This window comes from Litoribacillus peritrichatus, from assembly GCF_039537985.1.
Taxonomy (GTDB): domain Bacteria; phylum Pseudomonadota; class Gammaproteobacteria; order Pseudomonadales; family Litoribrevibacteraceae; genus Litoribacillus; species Litoribacillus peritrichatus.
In genome coordinates this window covers 1,140,291-1,161,780 of the sequence record NZ_BAABBN010000007.1, presented here as the reverse complement: position 1 = coordinate 1,161,780, position 21,490 = coordinate 1,140,291, and the positions used below count along the sequence as shown (strand labels likewise).

Below are 21,490 nucleotides of genomic sequence, written 5' to 3'. Positions count from 1 at the left end.
ATTCACTTCGTTAATCACTTAAAGAAGATTGAATTATTTTTTCAATCCCACCGATTCAAACCCTTTATTCACAACTCGAAGACCCCCTATAAGCGAGTCAGATCCCCTTCAATTTGAGAATAAACCTTGGCCCTCCAAGCTACTCCGCCAAAGTAATTACCCACTTTAAGCCAGTTCAACTATGCTCAATGGATTAGCGGATTGTCTTATTCCGGAAGTACAGGTTGGACAAAGATACCCTCACTGCAGGCAACGGCCCTTACAACATAACCCGCTGGCTCCCCTATTGACCCGGCGCTTTTTCAGAACCATTTCCATCATGGTGTTCTGCCTGCTTGTATCGGCCTGTAACAAAGAACAGCCCCCCAAAACCATTAAAGTAGGCATTCTTCATTCTCTGACCGGAACGATGGCCATCAGTGAAAAGTCGGTGGTGGACGCAACGTTAATGGCCATTGATGAAATCAATCAGGCTGGAGGCCTGCTAGGCAAACAAATCGAGCCTGTGGTGGTGGATGGCGCCTCCGATTGGCCAACCTTTGCACAAGGCGCACGTAGCCTGATTCTCAATGAAAAAGTCAGTGTGATCTTCGGCTGCTGGACATCGGCCAGCCGTAAAACCGTCAAACCCATTATCGAGCAGTACAACCACCTGTTATTTTATCCGGTGCAGTACGAAGGATTGGAGCAATCCCCCAACATCATTTACACCGGCGCAGCCCCTAATCAGCAAATCTCTCCGGCGGTGATGTGGAGCCTTAAAAATCTGGGGCAACGTGTCTTCCTCACAGCCTCAGACTATGTTTTTCCGAGAGCAGCAAACACCCTGATAAAAAAGCAGGTTCACGCCTTAGGTGGCCAAATAGTAGGAGAATATTATCTGGCGCTTGGCGATCAGCGAGTTAACGACATGATCAATCAGATCTCTGCCGCGCAACCGGACATCATTTTCAACACCATCAATGGCGACAGCAACCTCGCCTTCTTTAAACAATTGGCAACCCTCGACCAGCATATTCCGGTGATGTCGTTCAGCATTGCCGAGGACGAACTCAACTTGCTCGATACCAGCATCATGACGGGACATTACAGCGCCTGGAATTACTTTCAAAGCCTCGACACTCAAGACAATAAAGCCTTCGTCGCTCGCTTTCAGAAAAAATACGGAGCCCACCGAACCACCAACGCCTCCATGGAAGCTGGGTATCTAGGCGTCTATTTGTGGGCCAAGGCCGCAACCAATGCCAACACAGTCGATATCTCCACCGTCCATGAATTTCTGAAAGGGCTGTCTTTTAATGCGCCCGAAGGCAAGGTTACGGTAAGCGCCATGAACAACCATTTATGGAAACCACTGCACATCGGGAAAATTCAGAGCGACGGTCAATTCAAAATTATCTGGAGCCAAACCGTCCCTATCCGCCCTCTGCCCTTTCCCTCCTATCGGTCCAACTTATCCTGGCAAAGATACCTTGAATCGCTTTATGCAGACTGGGGGGGCAGCTGGTCGGCTCCTGCCGCCAGACCCGCATCCAATGGAACGGCGAAATGAAGATTCAAACCAAACTCATAACAGCCTTCATTTCAATGACATTGGTTTCCCTGGGCACTTTAGGCATCCTGGTAACCAATCATGCAACCCAAACCGTTGAACATGAAGTCAGTAATGCCTTAAACACTCTGGCCGATGAAAAGCTGAAGTGGATCTACCAATACATCAAAGACAAAGAACAAACCGTGATTTCTTTGGCTCACTTGCCAGTCATGACCGACGCCCTTGGTGAGTTCACCCAGGCATTTCAAAAAAACATTGATGGCAACGAATATCAACAGACCGATTTAAAATTTCGTAACCACCTCAGTCAATTAAAAGAACAGTTAAACACCTACGATCTGATATTAATTTCACCCAACGGAGACATAGTATTCACCGTGATACGGGAGTCTGATTTCGGCTCCAACCTGAATTACGGCGAGCTTAAAAATACCCAGCTTGCTGCTGCGTACCGGCAAGCCACCACCTTGCTCGAAACGCGCATCACTAAATTCGAGCCCTACGCTCCGTCTCAGTGGCAAAACGAACAAACCACCATTGAAAACGAAAATCAAAGTGCATTCATTGCTGCGCCAGTATTCAAAGACGAACAGTTAGTCGGTGCTGTCGCAGTTCAATACAGCAGTAATGATTATTATCACCTTGCAGAAGATTACACCGGTTTGAAACAGACCGGGGAAATTGTCATCGGCAAACAGGATAAAAAATACGCCTTGGTCATTGCCCCGCTTAGGCATTACCCTCAAGCCGCTTTCAACCTTCGTTTTCCGATTGGCTCACGGGTGGGACTCCCTCTTCAATCCAGTGTTCAGGGTGAAAAAGGGGCCGGTTATTCGGTGGATTACGACAACAACCACATCATTGCCGCCTGGCGTTACATCCCGGAATTGGAGTGGGGGCTGGTTGTAAAACTCGACTCGGAAGAAGCCCTTGCTTCGGCCAATCAGCTGGAACAGCAACTGTTGATTCTCGGAGTGATCATCACCAGCCTGACCATAGGCATTGCCATTTATATTTCCCGCCGCTTAACCGCGCCGCTTCAACGGCTGGTCGACACCACCCACCGCATCGCATCCGGGGACTTATCGCCACACAAAGAAACCTCTTCCGATGAGATAGGCCAACTCGGGAAAGCCATTAACCACATGCTGACCGTTCGACGGTCTTATGAACAACAAATCGCTCATGAATCCAAAATTGCACAACAAGCCCTGAAAGAACTCTCGATTCAAAAATACGCACTGGATCAACACGCCCTGGTCACCATCACGGACAATAAAGGCATCATTACTTTTGTGAACGACAAGTTCATTGAAGTCAGCGGATACAGCAGAACAGAATTACTCGGGCAAAGTCATCAAATGTTAACAGCCGACGACCAGGATGAAAGCGTCATTCAAAGCATGTATCAAACTTTGTCCAGAGGGCAGGTCTGGCACGATGAAATTTGCAACAAACACAAGTCCGGCAGCCGCTACTGGCTGGATTCCACGATCGTTCCCTACCTTGATGATGATCAACACCCCAAAAACTACATATCCATTCACACTGAAATCACCAATAAAAAGAACACCGAACTGGAACTGCTGCGAAGCGAAGCTCAACTCAGGGGCATGTTGAACTCAGTAGTAGACGCCATCATTATGATCAATGAAGAAAGCATCATTCAAACCATAAACCAATCCGCCTTAGCCATGTTCGACTATGAGCTGGACGATATTCTTCATCAGAACATAACCGCCCTGATGCCATCCTCTTCACGGCTGGCCCATTCGGCAGGCATGGAAAGATACCTCTCGACCGGAATCACCAAGGTCATCGGCGCCACGACTGAGGTTATCGGCCTAAAAAGAAACGGCACCGAATTTCCAATGGAAATATTTGTCAGTGAAATTTACATCGCCAAGCAACGCTATTTTACTGCAAGCGCACACGACCTCACCCAAAGAAAACTGAACGAAGCCAAACTGATTGAAGCCAAAAACGCGGCACAACAGGCCGCTAAAATCAAAAATGATTTCCTGGCCAAAGTCAGTCACGACATTCGCGTCCCCATCAACGGTATTCTGGCCATTTTAAGGTTGTTACAAAACGACCAGCTGACACCAGAGCAACAGCAATACATTCAGATGGTGCGAGCCAGCACAGAATCCTTGTATGAGTTACTCAATGACATTCTCGACTTTTCTAAAATTGAAGCCGGTAAACTGGAACTCGAATTCATAGAATTCGACCTGCTGAATGTCATTGGCAACCTGGCCAAAACATTGAACCCATTGGCCATCAATAAAGGCCTTGAGCTCATTCTTGATACCACAGGCATACATCACCCCATTGTGACCGGAGATCCAACCAGAGTCCGCCAACTGCTCAAAAATCTGGTGCGAAATGCCATCAAATACACAGAAGCCGGTGAAATTATAGTTCGGGTCGCGTTGCTAGAACCAAAGAAAGAACCACAGAAAGAGCCAAAAGAAAAAACACGGACCACAGCGCCAAGAAATACAATGACGCCACAGCCCGAACAACGGATAGTACTGTCCGGATCAGTTCAGGACACCGGCATAGGCATCCCGGTCATGCAGCAAGAATCACTGTTTCAATCCCTTTCTGAAGCCGACACATCCTTGCTGCGTAAAACACCCGGCACTCGTCTGGGGCTGAGCATCAGTAAAAAGCTCTGTCATTTGATGAAAGGGGACTTACAAGTAACCAGCCAATTAAATAAAGGCAGCACGTTTTCATTTGAACTTCAGCTTCAAGCAAGCCAAACCTCTCTGACCGAGCCGCCTCCAATCACGCTTCAGGGGCTGGATATCCTCATTGCAGACACCAACACTTCGCACCGCAAGGTACTTGCCATACATCTACAGCAGTGGGGAGCAACCACACATGAAACGGGCGATGCAGAATCAACCTTATTGGCCATGCAAGAACACCTGAATACAAACGGCTCCACGAATTTCAGTGTTGTCTTCATCGACGAAAAAATCACCGAATCAGACAACGGTGTGTTGATCAATATCATTCAGTCAAACGAAACATTTACACATGTCCGGCTGATTCTAATGACGTCTTCGGACAACCAGATAATCCCCTCTGATTACGCCAATCATCAATTTGACGGCCGCCTGAGCAAACCGTTTACCCAGCGAGAAATCAGCAGTACGCTCCGAACCCTATTGCCTCAACCAGCCACAACATTGATCGACCAGGCACCTTTAGACCAGGCACCTTTAAAGCAGCCATCTTCAGACCAGGCATTTATAGAAAAATCCGAAAAAGCACACCAGCCCTTAGCCGAAGTAGACTACGACCTGGGCCAACCCTGCTGGCCGGAAAGCTGTCGGGTATTATTGGTCGAAAGCAGTCAGATAAACCAAGCCGTCACCCACAGCCTGATCGAATCAATGAATCTAAGATGTGACATCGCCGGCAATGGCGAAGAAGCCATAACCGTTTTAAAAGCCGCTTTAAACAAAGCGCCCTATGATTTGATTCTCATGGATAGCCAAATGCCAGAACAGGAAGGCTTTAAAACCACTGAGTCCATTCGTAAAGGCCTTGCGGGTGAGAAACATTGCAAATGCCCCGTCATTGCGATGAGTTCAGAGGCTCAGGCCAGCATCCAGTTCGATTACAACCGTTCAGGTATGAACGATTATTTACGCAAGCCCATCGACCCGGAAGAGCTTAAAGCGCTGTTGATCAAATGGCTGATTCCTTCAAACGATTAACCCTGCCCGAAGCAATCGCCATTTCATTTTTCCACGCCTGTATTAAGCAACCGAAAGGCCTTTATGAACTTCAATCAATTGATCCACCACTTGCGGCTCCGCCAAAGTCGAGGTGTCTCCTAAACCGTCGTATTCTGCCGCCGCAATTTTACGTAATATACGACGCATGATTTTACCTGAGCGGGTTTTTGGCAGCCCCGGCGCCCACTGAATCACATCTGGCGTAGCAATCGGTCCGATGGTTTTACGCACCCATTTTTTCAGCGCCTGCCGTAAAGATTCGGAAGCCTCCGCATTTTGATTCAAAGTCACATAAACATAAATGCCCTGACCTTTGACCTCATGAGGAAAACCCACCACCGCTGCTTCAGCCACCTGGTTATGGGCCACCAATGCACTTTCAATTTCAGCGGTGCCCATACGGTGGCCAGAGACATTCAGCACATCGTCCACACGACCGGTGATCCAATAATCGCCATCCGCATCCCGTCTTGCGCCATCGCCCGCGCAATACATGCCTTTGAAAGTCTTGAAATAGGTTTGAATAAATCGGTGATGATCTCCGTACAAGGTACGGCTTTGACCGGGCCAGCTATCGATGATCACTAAATTGCCTTCGGCTTCACCTTCCAGCAAATTCCCTAAGTTATCCACCAGCGCGGCATTGACCCCAAAGAAAGGTCGGGTTGCAGAACCGGGTTTTAAATCCATCGCGCCCGGTAACGGCGTAATCATAATGCCGCCGGTTTCCGTCTGCCACCAGGTATCCACAATTGGACAACGTGCTTCGCCAATGGTCTTGTGATACCAGTTCCAGGCCTCCGGGTTAATCGGTTCACCAACCGTCCCCAGCAAACGTAGCGAACTGCGGTTAGTGCCCGCCACCGGAGCATCGCCTTCGGCCATCAAAGCCCGGATGGCCGTCGGCGCGGTATACAGAATATTTACCTGGTGTTTATCAATCACCTGAGACACCCGAGTGGAATCGGGATAATTTGGCACCCCTTCACACATCAAAGAAATTGCCCCATTAGCCAAAGGCCCATACACCAAATAACTGTGGCCAGTAATCCAGCCAATGTCTGCGGTACACCAGTACACTTCCGAATCTTTATAATCGAACACATATTCATGCGTCATGGAGGCGTACACCAGATATCCACCCGTAGTGTGCACCACCCCTTTGGGTTTGCCGGTGGAGCCAGAGGTATACAGAATAAACAACGGGTCTTCGGCATTCATTTCTTCAGCAATGCAGTGTTCAGACGCGGTTTTCATCAAGTCATCCCAACGCACGTCCCTATGGTTATGCCAAGCAACACTTGGGTTGGCCGTGCGTTCATAAACAATCACCCGCTCTACCGAACGAATGTCCGGATGAGTCAGCGCTTCATCCACATTGGCTTTCAAAGGAACGGATTTACCACCACGTACGCCTTCATCCGCAGTAATGATGATTTTAGACTGGCAATCCAGAATGCGACCCGCTAAGGCTTCTGGCGAAAATCCACCAAACACCACCGCATGAATCGCACCAATACGGGCACAGGCCAACATAGCCACGACGGACTCCACCACCATTGGCATATAAATCGTAACCACATCACCACGACGAACGCCCTGACTTTTCAGGGCATTAGCAAACTTACACACCTGTTTGTGCAGCTCGCTATAAGTAACTTGACTGTCCTGATCCGGCTCATCCCCCTCCCAGATGATGGCGGTTTGATCTCCCTTCGTTTCCAAGTGACGATCCAGACAGTTCACCGAGGCATTCAAGGTGCCGTCTTCAAACCAACGAATGTCCACATGATGATCATCAAAGGTGGTGTTTTTGACTTTGGTGTAAGGTGTCATCCAATCAATGCGCTGACCCTGCTCCCGCCAAAAACCTTCCGGGTTCACAATCGATTGCTGGTACATTTCTTTGTATTTGGTTTGATCTATCCAGGCATCACGGGCAAACGCTGGCGCGACAGGAACCACTTGTGGATTAGTTGCTTCACTCATCACTTATCTCCTGAAGGGCATACCGACGACCTCGCCATGCCCCGGTCTTATTAAGGAATAGGAATTTATTTGATGAGGTAAGTGTTGCTCGGGTGAGGGGAGTTAACCATTAGACCTTAGTCTAGGACTCAAATACGGAACTTAATGACAAATTGATTACTTTTAACACTAAAGCATGAGAACCAATTAAAACGGGTGTTTGAAACAGTTTCACATAAGTTATTAATAGGGTTATCCACAGAAGGTGTGGATAGTTTGTTGATTCCGTATCAACAAACCACCACAAACAGAAAGAGTCAGTGCTTGAATTGAAAATGACTCAATTCCGGTAAGGCATCCTCAATCAGATGGCAAAGCCTGAATGGACTTCAACACCTTGCGAGTAATTGCCTCTCTTTTGTACAAGTCGTCCATCCGGTTCGGTGTATCAATGTTTAATGCAAAAAACACCGGCCCAGTAGGCCATTCAACCCAGCCAACCCACCAGCCGTAACGCCCTTCCCAACCGGTTTTAGCACGAAGAATCCAATTCCGGTCCGCTTCCACCACCATCACATCTTTAAGTAGCCGCTGATGTTCCGTTTTAAACGGCAGTTGATTCAGGTACAGCTTTTTTAAAAACGCAACTTGCTCATGCGCCGAAATGGCCAACGCGCCATCCACCCAATACGTCCCTTCTTTGGTGGTTGGATCTTCATTGCCATAGCCAATCTGTTTCAGGTATTGCCTCGCCTTTGGTTCACCTATCTGCTGAGCAACGATTTGATACACCCACAAAGCCGAATGTCGCATGGCTGAGCGCAGCGTTTGATCCTGATTATGCGGCGGATACCCTCTTACCACTCCGTCCCACTTAAACACCTGAAACTCATCCCGGATGACGCCTGAATCCAAGGCAAACAAAGTGTGCGGTATCTTAAACGTCGAAGCAGGCGAAAACCGTTGTTTCGCTCTTGAATCGTTAAAAACCAAAACCTGTTCAGTAATGCCTTGAGAAACATCCTCACGCCCATCGACCACAACAATTGTGCCCTTGGCATTCAGCTCATCAAAATACTGACCCCATTCAGAACGCTCAGTGACACCCACTTGGGCATAGCTTGGAAAAGTCATGCAAAGAAAAACAATAAAAGCAGTGCAATATTTCAGATTCATCCGGGTTCCTTGAAGGTAAAGCGCATCAACAAATTAAGGCAGTGAACTAGTAGCTTAATCAAAGTGTAATTCCATAATGGTTTCATCAAATTCATCTTGGTCGACTACCTTAAAGTCAAACCGCTCGAAAAACCTCTTCATCACATCATGCCCTTCGACATAGCAGATCGAAATTGATCTCGCATCTTCGCGTTGTTTTATCTCATGAAGAACAAGCTCGATGGCTTTCGTTCCATAGCCTTTACCCTGGTGATTAACATCAATCATCAACTGATCAATAAACATTTCATTGGGTTTACCCTCTTCATGATTAGGATAATACTGAACAAAACCCACGGCTTCGTCACCTAAGTAAACCCCTCGATTAACGTAGTCATCATAAAATTTAGAGGCTGCAATGGACTCAGAGTTGAGAGCCACATAGTTCTCCTGCTCTTTGGTGATTTCAAGATCAATCATGTCGACCCAGTTATCTTTGGTAATATCTTTAAGCTGTATTTCCATATAAATACGTCTTCTATCCTTTTAATTATTGAATTCAGATTCCGTGGCGTTAAAAAATAAGATTCGCCAAACTCATACGAGTTTAAGCCAACCTTAAAAATTATAAAGATATCTGACCAGATAGCCATGAAATGAGAACATTGTATTCCTTTAAAGTTCAAACAATATGACCAGCTACCACGCCCTCAACGTCAAAACCATTAACCCATCATCGCTTTCATCCAGCACTTTAACTAACACTGGCGGTTGTTGACTGAGGTCGTATTGAACGTGCGTAGCCTTACCATCGGCATAGTTTATTTTAAAGGTTTCAGTCTGCTGGTGGGTGGTCGTTATTTCTAAGGGCAGATTTTTCACGCGTTCAACCGCCAAGTCATGAAGTAAGGTTTCGTCTTCGGTTTCCGGGTTCAAAGTACGTAAACGCTGTGCTTCTTTACGTTCAAGTAATTGCGGTAAGTTCAACGACAGGGAAGTTGACGTGACATCAAATTCACTCGGATCAATGAAAGACACCAAACGCTCTTTGGGCTTTAACGTTTTCAACACATGGCGAACCGGAGAGAATGCAACATCGTTAACAACTGCCCGCTCTACGGGTTGCAACCAACTCCGTTGTATCCGTTTAAGCAGGGGGTCATTCAGCTCAAACCACTGAAAGGTATGTTTTAACAAATTGTCCTGAGTGGCGACCAGATAAGAGGCCAGCAAATACTCATTGAATAAAGTAAGGTACTCCCCCTGAATAATTTGATCGTCCGCATCGTATTTCTCAATCTTACTGGATTGAATCTGGGTATCGCCCCAAAACGAAGTCAGTTTAATATCACTGACTTCATACACGCGAGTCTCTTGATCCGAGACCGACCACAGCATGCGGTTATAACCCACGTCTTCACCGTCGAACTGAATGGCGTACAATAAATCCTGTTTAACGTCTTCATTCGCGCTGGAAACGGCCGTCAAAACCAACAGAATGATCCATAATCCGTACTTAATACGTGAGTTCATTGACAACATGGGTGTTCTCCTTGTTTTTATCGGGATGAGCATTTGAGTGCTTGGTGCTCGGTAAAACATCATCTTGTTTATCTGTCGTCAAAGGCGTGGAAATCGATGTCCAAACGCCTTTTACGTCCTGCCCGATGGCGATCAGAACCGGAATCAAAATCAGGGTGATAGCCGTGGCGAACAGCTCTCCAAACGCAAGCGAAATGGCGGCCGGAATGAGGTATTGAGCCTGTTCAGACGTTTCCAGCATCAGTGGCGTAAGGCCTGCAACGGTTGTGGTGGTCGTCAGGAAAAAGGCCTTGAACCGGCCAAGGCCCGCCTCGGATAACGCTTGATGTATCGTCAGCCCTTCAGCGCTCGCCTGATTAAACCGGGTCAGCATCACCAGAGAATCATTTACCACCACGCCCGCTAAAGCCAACATACCGAAGAACGACAGCAAACTTAGGGGAACATCCATGATCAAATGCCCAATAGCCGCCCCCACAAAACCGAATGGAATCACCGACATAATAATGAATGGCTGGCTGTAAGATTTCAGCGGTATGGCCAATAACACATAGATCAGAACACAGGTAAAAATAAGCGCCTTAACCAGATTATTTTTTACCGTAAAAATCTCCTCCAACTCGCCCGCTTGTTTGATTTTTACCTCTGGGAAACGGGCTTCTAAATCCTCGGTCATGCCATTAAACAATTGCGCCCCCAATTCAGAGGGCGACAGCAACGCCTTGTTCAATCGAACATAAATGGTGTTGACCCGTTGGCTGTCCCGGCGTGCGACATAATCTGTCACATACGAAGATTGAATATCCGCCACAGCAGTGATCGGAAACCATTGTCCTTGATCATTCTGCACCCTAAGATTCATAATATCCGACAAGGAATTCCTGGATTGCAGACGATCTTTGATCATCACTTTCACTTCGTCAGAACCACGCTGCACACGCCTTGCTTCCACGCCACCAAAACGATCACCAATCTGAGCCGCCAGACTTTGATCACTGAACCCAAGATAACGAGCTTCCGGCGTTAACTTAAAACGCAGTTGAGGTTGACCGGGTTTTAAGTCCTGCCTGACGTCACTGGTTCCTGGCGTATTATTCAAATGCTCGATCAACAAATCACTCACTCGCCGGAGAGACGCTTCATTCTTGCTGAACACCTGAAGCGCAAAGCCACCGCCGGTTTCTTCCGATGCACTGAAGTTCAACTCCATTGCGCCTTCAACCTGCCCGACACGCTCGCGCCATTGTGAAACGATCTCCTCCGCCGACAAGTTCGGACGCTCATGGGTTGGCGTCAGTTCCGCATAAAACTCAACGGAAGCCGCATTGTTCACCACCATCAATACGTGTCGAATGGGTAAGTTCTGTAAGTTGTGTTCTTGTTGCCATGAACGATTCAGTTCATTGGCCGCCTGTTCAATTCGCTGAGCGTTGGCAGTGGTTAACTGCAACGGCGCACGAGAATCCATTTCAACCTGAACCGAAACCACCTGGCCTGGAATATCCGGAAAAAACACCGTTCTGATGCTACCGTTTTCGATCATTCCTAAACCTAAAATGGCCATCGAAATAAAGACAATCAGCACCGAATATCGCTGCTTCAAAGCAAACACCAAAGCCGGCGCATAAATGGCTGTTTTAAAACGATCCAAAGCCGTTTGAGCCAATCGCTGCAAACCATGCCCCATGCGCTTTAGCCAAGTAAATACCGACCACTTAGACCCGGCAGGTTTGTCATTGTTGATCGATACCGCCGCCAAATGCGCAGGCAAAATGAACTTACTTTCGATCAGAGAAAAAATCAGGGTGAGAATCACCACCCCGGCAAAGCTGGCCAGAATTTTTCCCATGGCATTATCAATTAACAACATCGGAAAAAAAGCAGCAATGGTGGTCAGTACCCCGTAAATAGTCGCCGTTGCGATTTTACGTACGCCCAGCTCTGTTCCCTTAATCGGATCGGTTGTTTTCGCTCGTTCTTCAAACACACTTTCACCAACGACCACCGCATCATCCACTAAAATGCCGAGGGCTATGATTAACCCAAAGGTGGTGATGTCATTGAGCGAATATCCCACCCAGTCTGAGCCCATTACCGCCAGCGCTCCCGCAATGGCAATCGGAATGCCCATCGCCACCCAAAAGGCCAACCGAATATTTAAGAACAAAGACAACAACACGAACACCAACAACAGGCCTTGCACTGCATTGTCTTTCAATAAGCTTAAGCGTTCTGAAATGTAGTGGCTGCTGTCCGCCCAGGAAACCAAAGACACACCTTTGGGAAGCGTTAACCGTTGTTTGGCTAACGACTGCTGCACGGCTTCAGCAATCTCCAGCAAGTTTTCCTGTCGGCCAATCATAATTTCCAGTCCGATGCCCGGCTGACCATTAAACCGAACCAGCGAACCATCGTCTTCGTAATCATCCATCACGGAAGCAATGTCTTTTAAAGTCAGTTCGCTGCCATGATTGAGAGATCGGATGGGGATGCTTTCAAAGTCGAGACGCTGATAACGCTCATGATCCGCCCGCAGTGAAATATCCCCACCTTGGGTTTTCAGAGTACCGGCCTGATAAGACAGTGATGACTGCTGAATTTTTATCAATACATCATCCGTACTCAACTGATAAGCCAGTAACTTTTCAGGGTTCAGTTCTATCCGAATTTCAGCTTGCCTTTTTCCCCAAGTCTTGATTTTGGAGACTTCAGGCAAAGCCAACAAAGTTTCACGGACATCCGTCGCGATGGTTTGTAATGTATCAGGGTCGGTATCGCCATACAGCTGCACAATCATGGCTGCCAAATCAAAATCGTTTCGGGTGACTACCGGTTCCTCCGCCTTGTCCGGTAACCCATAAATGGCATCTAACCGTGATCGCACATCCTCAGATAAACGGCTAAGCGAGTATCCCTCCTGCTTTTGAACGCGAACCACCGATAACCCTTCACTGGAAAAAGAAGTCACTTTGTTAACACCTGCCAGTCCCTCAAAAGACCGCTCTATTCGACGGGTGACTTGTTCATCCACCTGATGCACATGTGCATTGGGGTAAATGGTGGTGACTTCCAGGGTATCTGCAGGCAACTTAGGAAAACCCTCGACCCGAATCGAAGACACCGTAAACCAGCCCGCCACCAGAACTAACAGCATCATTAAATTAGCGGCGACCGGGTTACGAATAAACCAACTGGTGAGTGAATGCATGATTATCCCTCCACCCGCTTAATAGGTTTAACCTGCTTTCCGGCCACATAAAAAGCCAACGGAGTGATAGCAATACGCCATGCACCATTCACCATCAAACCTTCATCCTCCGGTGGAGGCACCAACACATGATGTCCGCTGTGTTGAACATGCTCTGGTGCGTAAGCATGTAAGGTGTCATCCGCTGCGATCAACCAAACTAAGCCTTCACGGGTCAGCGCACTTTCAGGTATTCGTAACCAATGCCTTCTCGGCTTGCCCGGAACCTGTACTCTTACAAACAGGCCAGGCACCGCTTGGATTTCAGAATGGCCGTCCGTTGTATCCGAGACGTCATTCAGCTCCATCAAAAGCTGATATTGTCGGGTATCTTTATCCACACGGTAGCCGCCATAAACCATTTTGGCTCGGCCCAAAAAGCGATCATCAGGGGTATACAAAAACGCCGTTTGCTGTTGCCATTTCTCCGGTAAATTGGCCCATTGCGCTTCATTCAGTGACACCGACAGTTGCAGGTGCTGATAATCCAAAAGCTGCACCACAGGATCACCCTCAAACACCAACTGCCCCAAGCCCACAAACCGCTTCGCCACCACGCCATTAAATGGCGAGACAATGCGCGTGTAGGCCAGGTTTCGCTTTGCAACGTTTAACGCACTTTCAGCGGAACTGACTCGCTTCTCTGCCAAATCCAGCTGAGGTTTAAACAACGCCAAATCGGACGGCAAACGACTGAAACCGGAAAGCTGCCAATCCTTTTTTGCCAACCCGGTTTTTTCCTGAGCCTGGCGCAACAACAAACGTGTTTCTGCCAAGTTCAGCTCAGCGTTCGACAATTCAGACCGGTATCGGCTGTCTTCGATTTGAATCAGGGACTCGCCTTTGTCGATCAACGAATCCACCTCAAACCTGGGTGAGACCTCGGTCACCTCCCCCGTAACCTGCGCTTTAATAATCACATTCCACTTAGGCACCAACTCACCGTACAGCGTCAGCTCTGTGGTATGAGTCGCAGGGACTACGTCGGTATAAGAAATGTTCGGCAGTGCCGGCGTCGTCTGTTCAGGTTGGATCGGCGAGGCTGGGGGCTCCTCAAGCACGATCAACACCATCACCAACAGTACCATTGAAATGAAAAGAAAAAGCGTTCGTTTAACATTGTTGCGCATAGCGGTTTACCGTGAATTAACATTCTCGGTCAACAGCTTAAAAGCACGCGTATTAAGACAGTCTTAAGTCCGTTGAAGTCACTTTGATGATGCCTTCACTGGTAAATTGGCAATCAGACCCCTCGTCGATAATCCGATGGGCTCATTCCGGTCCATGTTTTGAATTTCCGTTGGAAAGAACGAACATCTGAAAAGCCTAATTTCTCAGCAATAGCCACTATAGACAGCTCACTTGTTACCAATAACCCTGTCGCCCGTTTTAAACGAATATGATCAAGCAGCTCTTGCCAACTCGTATCCGCACTATCTAAACGCCGATCCAGTGTACGAACGGACATATTCAAACGCCTGGCGATTTCTTCTCGTCTTGGGGCCGCAGACTGCATTTGCTCTTCTATGTGCCATGTGATTTTTTCTATCACCGATTGCTGACTGTTTATCTTCTCAAGCTGTGATTGCGCTAGCGATTCAGCGGTTTTGAGCATTTGTTCACCATGACCAAAAATGGGCATCGCATGCTCACGCTCACCGATGGTAATGCTAGATTCCCCTGTTCCCCATGCAACCGGGCAATTCAAGACAGTCTCAACATATCGCTGTGCAGACTTAGAACAAGGACTGTGTTCAAAAGATATTTGCTGAGGAGACAAGTCGGCGCGACCCGTAATAATTTTCGGCAACATGGAAAAGAAGGTCATCACACACTCACTTACCAGCCGCCTGACAACCGGGTTGGAGTGCGTCATGGAGATACATAACTTGTAATGCTGTTCTTCCTGAACATAAGTTAGCTCACCACAGTTTCCTGTTGCCAAACCCTGATATCGGGCCAAATAAGTTATTGCTTCTCCCAAAGAGGCGGAGCCGAATGCCAGAGACATGAGCACACCATACAAAGGCGGTATAATCTGTTGTCCAATATCTGCACCAAAGCTCGGACTGTGTGGCTGAGCCATCAGCTGCAACAGAACCATTTCATATCTGGCTTCAGGGACACGCGCCGTAGGTTGCATATGCTCATCAGATAAACCTACCTTCTTCAAAGCCGTTGATACATCAAGGCCTAAAATTGTCGCGCCATGCACAAACTGGGACAAAGCGATACCAGTAACATAATTTTGCGAATACGACATGAATGACCCAATAGAACAAAACGGCTGATTTCTTAGGGAGTCTCTGAATAAGACTCTCTCTGCTCTGGCCTATAAGAGAAATGGCTATTTGAGGCGCGGTTTGAAGGCATAACGGGTTACGTCAAAAAATCGCAACAAAAAAGAGTCATTTCTCTTAAGGCCCCAAAGGGCGGGGCTTTAAAAGCGTTAGAACTTTGTTGAACTTCTTGAAAAGGTCACGACATTCTCTACGAAGCTCGCCTTGTTCTAACGCTTTTCTAGCGCCCGCAGAGCTAGAGCGGACTTGTTCAGAGACTCCCTAGAATTAAAATTTAATCGATTTAAGCAAACAATGACAAAATTTGCCATGGCACTGACGACTATCGTCGCAGTGCTTCGTATCAGTAAGCGATAGACTGACGGCATATTCATTTCACTATTTGCAGCGCCATTTGAGCTAAAGGTAACTACATAATGAGCATATCTCTGAATATATTTTTCATGTTTTTATTTGGCACCATTTTATGCTCTGGCCACGAAGGCCTGATTAACTTAGTGACCATCAATGCCCTCTTACAGTTAGGCTTATTTACTTTTATTGCCTGTATCCCTTTTCTAAAAACCAGGCGTGTTTCTTACGTTGATATTGCTTGGCCGTTCGGCGTTGCCCTCATTGGCTTACAGATTATCCTGTTCGGCGATGCTGAACTATGGCGTAAATTAATCATCGGAGGAATCTATTTGTTTATTGGTTTGCGAATGGGGGTCGGTGCTGTGGTATTCGCAAAAAAAACAGGCGTGATATTCAAAACAGAATTTCCACGCTACCAATACCGACGCATGTTGTTAGAGCAAAAAGGAAGCAATCAAGTTGAACTGCACCTACTGGCAGAAATTTGGGCGCAAGGCGCGGCAAACATAACGGCATTGGCCTTGCCCGGTTTTCTTATTGCTATCAGACCCGATGCTGACCTCTCATACATTGAAATTGTCGGCATCAGCTTGTGGGCGCTAGCCTATGTGATCGAATCGATCGCGGATGGGCAGAAGCTGTATTTTTCAACAAAAAATGCCAAAGGCGTCTGTAATATCGGCTTATGGAAATACAGTCGCCACCCGAATTATTTTGCAGAGTGGCTGGTTTGGACAGGCGTTGTGGTAGCCTCTTTGCCTTCACTGATGGCTCTCAATGTAACCCCCATGATCTGGTGGATCATCACGCTGGGAACCTTGAGTGCATCCTTGATGCTGTATATAACCCTGGTCTACCTCACTGGAGCCAAACCTGCCGAATACTACTCTGCTCGTAAACGAAGCGGGTACCGGGAATATCAAGATAAAACCAATATGTTTTTCCCCTGGTTCCCACGCTCTTAGTTTAGCACGCTCTTAGTTTAAAGAAACGGGGGTTATCCTAATCGTATTGATAAGATTCAGAATAATCAGCCAGCTCGAAGCCTTGTATCAATCCGTAAAAAAAAGCCCGGATAAATACATCACCATATGACGGTCACCTGAATATGATCAGGGTGTTCAATATACTTAAACCTCCAACCCAGCTTATGACAGATTCGTTCAACCAACTGCAAACCCAGGCCAAAGCTTTGATATTCCGAGACTGACGTGTGAATAGCTGAGGCATTGATGGATACATCGCTTGGGTTTTCTATGGTCAGGGCATTAGCATCAAACGTCACTTTGATGATGCCTTCACTGGTAAATTGACAGGCATTGCGCAACAGGTTGGCAAAAACAATGAGTAACAAATCCTCTTCAATTTCAATCTGGTCGGCATTAATTTGGGTCTGAATCTCGACCGGACGATGGGCAATTAAATACTGATGATCTGCCACCTGTTGCTGACAAAACGCGTCCAGCATCACATCACTTTTATCAATGGGTTTTTCCGACTCTCGCGCCAGCCACAACAAAGCCGACGATAACCGACTCATGTTCAGGCTGGCTTTCAACGCCCGTTGTACGGTGGTTTGCTCGGCCCCGGTCAGCTTAAAATCGAGCGTATCCAAACAAGCCTGAATGGTCGCTAATGGCGTTCGTAATTCGTGACTGGCGTGCTTTAAAAACTGCTGTTCCCGCAAGTTATACTCGGTAATTTGGTCAACTCCCGCCTTCAACTGGGCCGCCAGATCATTCAGTTCGGCGATTGGAAACTGATCCTGATTCAGTTGATCGTTGGCTTTAAGCCGCTCGGCCCATTCACTCAACAACACCATAGGCTCATTGGTGCGTTTTAATAACCAGAGCACAAACATAAACAAGCCAACAAAGATCATCGCTACCACCCAAATGGCCCCGGATGAGACATGGTTAATGATTTGACCTATTACCTCCTCCGTCTCCTCCAAATCACTCAACGTCAATAAATAAATGGAATCCCCTTGTTGATCCACAAACCTGAGCAAGGACACGTATTTAATGACGCCTTGTTCATCGGTGTATTCCGCATCGTAAACTTCATTGTCTTCAATGGTATCTTTGGGGAATAACGGCTGAATAAAACCCGGCAAACTCTCCCAGTTACGCACAGCCTGATAGCTGTCTTCTGACGGTAAAGCCATCTCAGGATTAAGCTGCAATTGCTTTACGAGATTGTGCGCTTCCATTTTAATGAAGCTGTCTACCGCAAAATCCACCGAGCGCAAAGTTAATGCATTCAGACTGATAATAAACACCACGACGAACACCACACCAGCTAAAGTAATTTGCCAGCGCAACTGTTGAGCAAGCGTTTTCACCGGCGACTTACTCATTGGTTTTATTTTATTCATTCTCGGCCCTGTGCGGCTTACCCTGTTCATCCACTGAAATACTCAAACCCAGCCCGGTGAAGGTTTTAATCAATGGGTAATCGAACGGTTTATCCAGTGCTTTTCTCAGGGCATGCAAATGCACATTCAGCCGACCGGAGTCAGGCTCCTGATCCGGCCAGACAAACGCCTCTATGTCCGACCTCGACACCACTTTCGGGCTGTGCCTGAGTAACACTTCTAAAATGCGCCATTCGGTGGGTGTCAGCTCAATGGCAACACCATCCCGGTTCAGTGTTCGAGCTTCGATATCGACCTGCAGCGGCCCCAATGTTTTCAGCGCCTGCTGGTTCAAAGACCGACGAAACAACGCTGAAATCCGCGCCCACAATAACGGCATAGGGCAAGGCTTCACCACATAATCATCCACTCCGGCACGAAAGCCTGACAACTGATCCTCAGTGGTGTCCATTGCAGTCAGCATCAATACCGGCGTACTGCACCCTTGTTTACGCAGCTCAATACAAACATCAAAGCCGTCCAGCTTAGGTAACATTAAATCCAGAATAATCACGTCATACTGAGCCTGAGACGCCAACGCCACCCCCGCCAGGCCGTGATAGGCAAAATCACACTCGGCCCCTTGCAGTTCCAGAAACTCCGCAATGGATGCCGATAACGCTGCATCATCCTCAACAATTAAAATACGCATACATAAACCAGAAATTAAGACATTCCCAATAGACTACAATAAACGACATTAAGATAACCTTAAATCGAACTAACGCAGTTTCAAATACATCAGTGCCGTCGTCAATGCATCACCCAGCGCGGTGTGTCTTTGAATCACAGGGATATCCAGTTGCTGACAAATCACTTCAAAACTTAAATCCACATGACCCGCCGCCATATTGCCTGCAAGTTTTTGATGTGCTCGTTTATGATAGATGTCTGCCACGTCCAAAAACCTATTATCGAACGGTCTTCCGAGCGCACGTTCAAGCAACGCCCGATCAAAGTGAATGTGATACCCCACGATCGGGTCATGCCGGATAAATAAACAAAGCGCATCTAACGCCGCCTGAACAGGAATGCCCTGTTCAACGTCTCGCGGCCTCAAACGATGAATAGGCACCGAATCCAACGGATACGCCTGATCCGGCTTCACCACCACATGAAACTTGTCTTCACCCAAAATCACCCCATGCTCAATTCGTACCGCTCCGATACTGAGTAATTGGGCACAGGCAGGGTCCAACCCGGACGTCTCTGTATCCAGACAAACGCAAGTGTCCGGCAGTTTGGCAACCGCCAGTTTTTGATACCAGTGCTTCAACGAATCCAGCATCAGAGTCGTTCCAGGTGAAAATGGTGTCTCAGCCGTTGTTTGAATTTTTTAACCGTGTGCAAACCATAACGCAGTAAATCACGCTCTGTGGCCGATAATTGAGCGGGATTAATCTCATTATCCGCCACAGAGTCTAGGAAAGAGTTGGCTGCTTGTAAAAGTTGCTGATCCAGCCGAAACCGAATAAACAAACAAAACGCATGGCTCAGCTTCCGGGCAAAAGTCTTTTCTAACACCTCTTTTGTGACCAAAGCATCAATGCGCGCCAGCGTCGAAACCGCCATGATGCCATGCTCCAGAGACAACGCCCGAACTCCTTGGACAATAGGGAATAAGCCACCTTGTTTAATATCCAGCCGATCATGGCTTGATTTTAATTGCCCCCAAAACGTCAAAGGCGTACTGAACACCAAAGCAGACTCCGCATATCGGGCTAATACTGCATCCGAGAACTTTTCCTTATCATTAAAGTTGATTTTAAATTCGTCGAATAAGCTGACATCTCCGACAATAAACCGGGCATCTTGCAAGATTGCCACCTCCATCAAACCCGCATCAGAGGGAAGCACGGCATAGGTCATCAACCTCTGATGCCAGTCGGACACAGAAGCCACCCAATACGGATTATTTACCATCACCTTTCCCGGACAAGACGGATAACCGAACTCCGCTAAAGTCGCAGAAAACGAGTCCAGTAACGACGGTAAATCAGGGTGCTCAAAACCATTACGAAGAATCAGCGCATTATCCTGATCGGTCGGCATAATTTGCTCACCACGCCCTTCACTGCCCATCACTATTAACGCGGAATGAGCCACCACAGCCTCGGGCATGATCAACTCAAAAGTCTTACGAATGATCATCTCGTTCAACGTGCTGACCAAATTCATCAAGAACTGAACTTTAATGCCATTATTAAACAAGGTCGCGACCAGCTTTTTCAGTTGTTCCGCCGAAGCTTGCAATTCAACCAGACTGCTGGCGCTGGCAATGCGCAAGCTTAATACGTGACTGTGCGTCGAGAATAAACTCAACAACTGAGTTTGATATAACACCCCCACGATTCGCGTTTGATCAGTCACCACCACCCGCTCTATTTGATGCTTGGTCATCAACAACATGGCATCAAATAAGTAATCACCACACTCAACTGAAATGAGTGGCCCCGTTTGAAGCAAGCCACAATCAACCACCGGGGTCGCCATCAACGCACTCAATAGGTTTACCCGGTCGGAGCGATCACTCATCGCCTGAAGAGCCATCAGCACATCGGTTTTGGTGATCAAAGAAGGCTGAACCGCTATTCCAGATTCCACCAATAAACAACCACTGGCATCCACCAGCAAATGCTCTAACACTTCACTCAACCTTGTCTTATGATTCACCCGAACCAAAGGATGACAAATCTCCGCCGTCACTTTGGTTAAAATGAATTCAGCCAGGTTCTTCTGGTGCTTCGCCTGAGACAAGTCATCTTTTTGAATAGGATCGGACGACCAAAAGCGAATCAATTCCGGCACCGACTCGGCGTATTCCTCTAATACCCGCACAGGAATTTCATACACCAGACAATCTTCTAAAGCCACAAACCGGTGTTTGGTTTGAGTCAGCATGCCCTGCGCCTGAACGCATGACACGTCAAACAAATCTTCCTCCCTGTAATGGCTGAAGACTTCTTGTTGATCACGTGACAGCTCTTCAACAACCCCTTTCATGATGATCATCAAACCCGCCGGCGTTTCCCCTGCATCAAAGATCACCGTGTGTTTCGGGTAATAGCGAATGTTTAACCGATTAACCAGCGATTGCCGCTGACGTTCACTCAATAAATCAAAAGGCGGTTGCTGCAATGACTCAGGTACATCGAGCGACAAATTGGCACTGACCGGATGCTCTGAAGAATTCAT

14 protein-coding genes are annotated in these 21,490 nt (G+C 47.5%); 3 read left to right on the top strand and 11 right to left on the bottom strand.

Annotated features, from left to right (window positions below):
* Window positions 1-181 precede the first annotated feature (181 nt).
* Window positions 182-1,552 carry an urea ABC transporter substrate-binding protein gene (urtA, locus tag ABD744_RS14935; RefSeq protein WP_344799333.1) on the top strand — a complete coding sequence of 457 codons (1,371 nt, stop codon included), beginning with the start codon at window positions 182-184 and terminating at the stop codon, window positions 1,550-1,552.
* Window positions 1,549-5,292, top strand: a complete 3,744-nt coding sequence (locus ABD744_RS14930; RefSeq protein ID WP_344799332.1) for a PAS domain S-box protein — start codon at window positions 1,549-1,551, stop codon at window positions 5,290-5,292. Before urtA ends, ABD744_RS14930 begins: the two co-directional genes overlap by 4 nt.
* 42 nt (window positions 5,293-5,334) lie before the next feature.
* Here the strand turns inward: ABD744_RS14930 and acs are convergent, their stop codons facing one another.
* The 7 genes from acs to ABD744_RS14895 all read right to left on the bottom strand — a co-directional run bounded on the left by acs (window position 5,335) and on the right by ABD744_RS14895 (window position 15,488).
* Window positions 5,335-7,302: an acetate--CoA ligase gene (gene acs, locus ABD744_RS14925; protein WP_344799331.1), complete on the bottom strand. Its 1,968-nt coding sequence runs from the start codon at window positions 7,300-7,302 to the stop codon at window positions 5,335-5,337.
* A 339-nt stretch (window positions 7,303-7,641) separates the two neighbouring features.
* Window positions 7,642-8,457 (bottom strand): class D beta-lactamase, encoded by an 816-nt coding sequence (gene blaOXA, locus ABD744_RS14920; RefSeq protein ID WP_425562172.1) that lies wholly within the window; start codon window positions 8,455-8,457, stop codon window positions 7,642-7,644.
* A 54-nt stretch (window positions 8,458-8,511) separates the two neighbouring features.
* Window positions 8,512-8,961, bottom strand: coding sequence for a GNAT family N-acetyltransferase (locus ABD744_RS14915; protein WP_344799330.1), 450 nt, complete (start codon window positions 8,959-8,961; stop codon window positions 8,512-8,514).
* Between the two features lie 174 nt (window positions 8,962-9,135).
* Window positions 9,136-9,978, bottom strand: a complete 843-nt coding sequence (locus ABD744_RS14910; RefSeq protein ID WP_344799329.1) for a hypothetical protein — start codon at window positions 9,976-9,978, stop codon at window positions 9,136-9,138.
* Window positions 9,953-13,186 (bottom strand): efflux RND transporter permease subunit, encoded by a 3,234-nt coding sequence (locus tag ABD744_RS14905; protein ID WP_344799328.1) that lies wholly within the window; start codon window positions 13,184-13,186, stop codon window positions 9,953-9,955. The genes ABD744_RS14910 and ABD744_RS14905 overlap by 26 nt, the downstream gene beginning before the upstream one ends.
* A gap of 2 nt (window positions 13,187-13,188) precedes the next feature.
* Window positions 13,189-14,355 (bottom strand): efflux RND transporter periplasmic adaptor subunit, encoded by a 1,167-nt coding sequence (locus ABD744_RS14900; protein WP_344799327.1) that lies wholly within the window; start codon window positions 14,353-14,355, stop codon window positions 13,189-13,191.
* A gap of 113 nt (window positions 14,356-14,468) precedes the next feature.
* Complete coding sequence (locus tag ABD744_RS14895; RefSeq protein ID WP_344799326.1) at window positions 14,469-15,488, bottom strand: AraC family transcriptional regulator; 1,020 nt, start codon at window positions 15,486-15,488, stop codon at window positions 14,469-14,471.
* Window positions 15,489-15,968: 480 nt separating this feature from the next.
* On the opposite strand from ABD744_RS14895, the gene ABD744_RS14890 reads away from it, so the two are divergent.
* Window positions 15,969-16,844: a DUF1295 domain-containing protein gene (locus tag ABD744_RS14890; protein WP_344799325.1), complete on the top strand. Its 876-nt coding sequence runs from the start codon at window positions 15,969-15,971 to the stop codon at window positions 16,842-16,844.
* A 119-nt stretch (window positions 16,845-16,963) separates the two neighbouring features.
* On the opposite strand, the gene ABD744_RS14885 is transcribed toward ABD744_RS14890, so the two are convergent.
* The 4 genes from ABD744_RS14885 to ABD744_RS14870 form a co-directional block, all read right to left on the bottom strand.
* A complete protein-coding gene (locus ABD744_RS14885) occupies window positions 16,964-18,256 on the bottom strand; it encodes a sensor histidine kinase (protein ID WP_344799324.1) in 1,293 nt (430 codons plus the stop codon).
* Window positions 18,249-18,947, bottom strand: a complete 699-nt coding sequence (locus ABD744_RS14880; protein ID WP_344799323.1) for a response regulator transcription factor — start codon at window positions 18,945-18,947, stop codon at window positions 18,249-18,251. Before ABD744_RS14880 ends, ABD744_RS14885 begins: the two co-directional genes overlap by 8 nt.
* A gap of 69 nt (window positions 18,948-19,016) precedes the next feature.
* Complete coding sequence (locus tag ABD744_RS14875) at window positions 19,017-19,583, bottom strand: exonuclease domain-containing protein (RefSeq protein ID WP_344799322.1); 567 nt, start codon at window positions 19,581-19,583, stop codon at window positions 19,017-19,019.
* Complete coding sequence (locus ABD744_RS14870; RefSeq protein WP_344799320.1) at window positions 19,583-21,490, bottom strand: putative nucleotidyltransferase substrate binding domain-containing protein; 1,908 nt, start codon at window positions 21,488-21,490, stop codon at window positions 19,583-19,585. The genes ABD744_RS14875 and ABD744_RS14870 overlap by 1 nt, the downstream gene beginning before the upstream one ends.

What these genes read in the sequence shown, in the direction of transcription:
- urtA (WP_344799333.1), top strand. Translation starts at nt 182, where the DNA reads ATGCTCAATGGATTAGCGGATTGTCTTATTCCGGAAGTACAGGTTGGA.
- ABD744_RS14930 (WP_344799332.1), top strand. Translation starts at nt 1,549, where the DNA reads ATGAAGATTCAAACCAAACTCATAACAGCCTTCATTTCAATGACATTG.
- acs (WP_344799331.1), bottom strand. Translation starts at nt 7,302, where the DNA reads ATGAGTGAAGCAACTAATCCACAAGTGGTTCCTGTCGCGCCAGCGTTT.
- blaOXA (WP_425562172.1), bottom strand. Translation starts at nt 8,457, where the DNA reads ATGAATCTGAAATATTGCACTGCTTTTATTGTTTTTCTTTGCATGACT.
- ABD744_RS14915 (WP_344799330.1), bottom strand. Translation starts at nt 8,961, where the DNA reads ATGGAAATACAGCTTAAAGATATTACCAAAGATAACTGGGTCGACATG.
- ABD744_RS14910 (WP_344799329.1), bottom strand. Translation starts at nt 9,978, where the DNA reads ATGTTGTCAATGAACTCACGTATTAAGTACGGATTATGGATCATTCTG.
- ABD744_RS14905 (WP_344799328.1), bottom strand. Translation starts at nt 13,186, where the DNA reads ATGCATTCACTCACCAGTTGGTTTATTCGTAACCCGGTCGCCGCTAAT.
- ABD744_RS14900 (WP_344799327.1), bottom strand. Translation starts at nt 14,355, where the DNA reads ATGCGCAACAATGTTAAACGAACGCTTTTTCTTTTCATTTCAATGGTA.
- ABD744_RS14895 (WP_344799326.1), bottom strand. Translation starts at nt 15,488, where the DNA reads ATGTCGTATTCGCAAAATTATGTTACTGGTATCGCTTTGTCCCAGTTT.
- ABD744_RS14890 (WP_344799325.1), top strand. Translation starts at nt 15,969, where the DNA reads ATGTTTTTATTTGGCACCATTTTATGCTCTGGCCACGAAGGCCTGATT.
- ABD744_RS14885 (WP_344799324.1), bottom strand. Translation starts at nt 18,256, where the DNA reads ATGAATAAAATAAAACCAATGAGTAAGTCGCCGGTGAAAACGCTTGCT.
- ABD744_RS14880 (WP_344799323.1), bottom strand. Translation starts at nt 18,947, where the DNA reads ATGCGTATTTTAATTGTTGAGGATGATGCAGCGTTATCGGCATCCATT.
- ABD744_RS14875 (WP_344799322.1), bottom strand. Translation starts at nt 19,583, where the DNA reads ATGCTGGATTCGTTGAAGCACTGGTATCAAAAACTGGCGGTTGCCAAA.
- ABD744_RS14870 (WP_344799320.1), bottom strand. Translation starts at nt 21,490, where the DNA reads ATGAATTCTTCAGAGCATCCGGTCAGTGCCAATTTGTCGCTCGATGTA.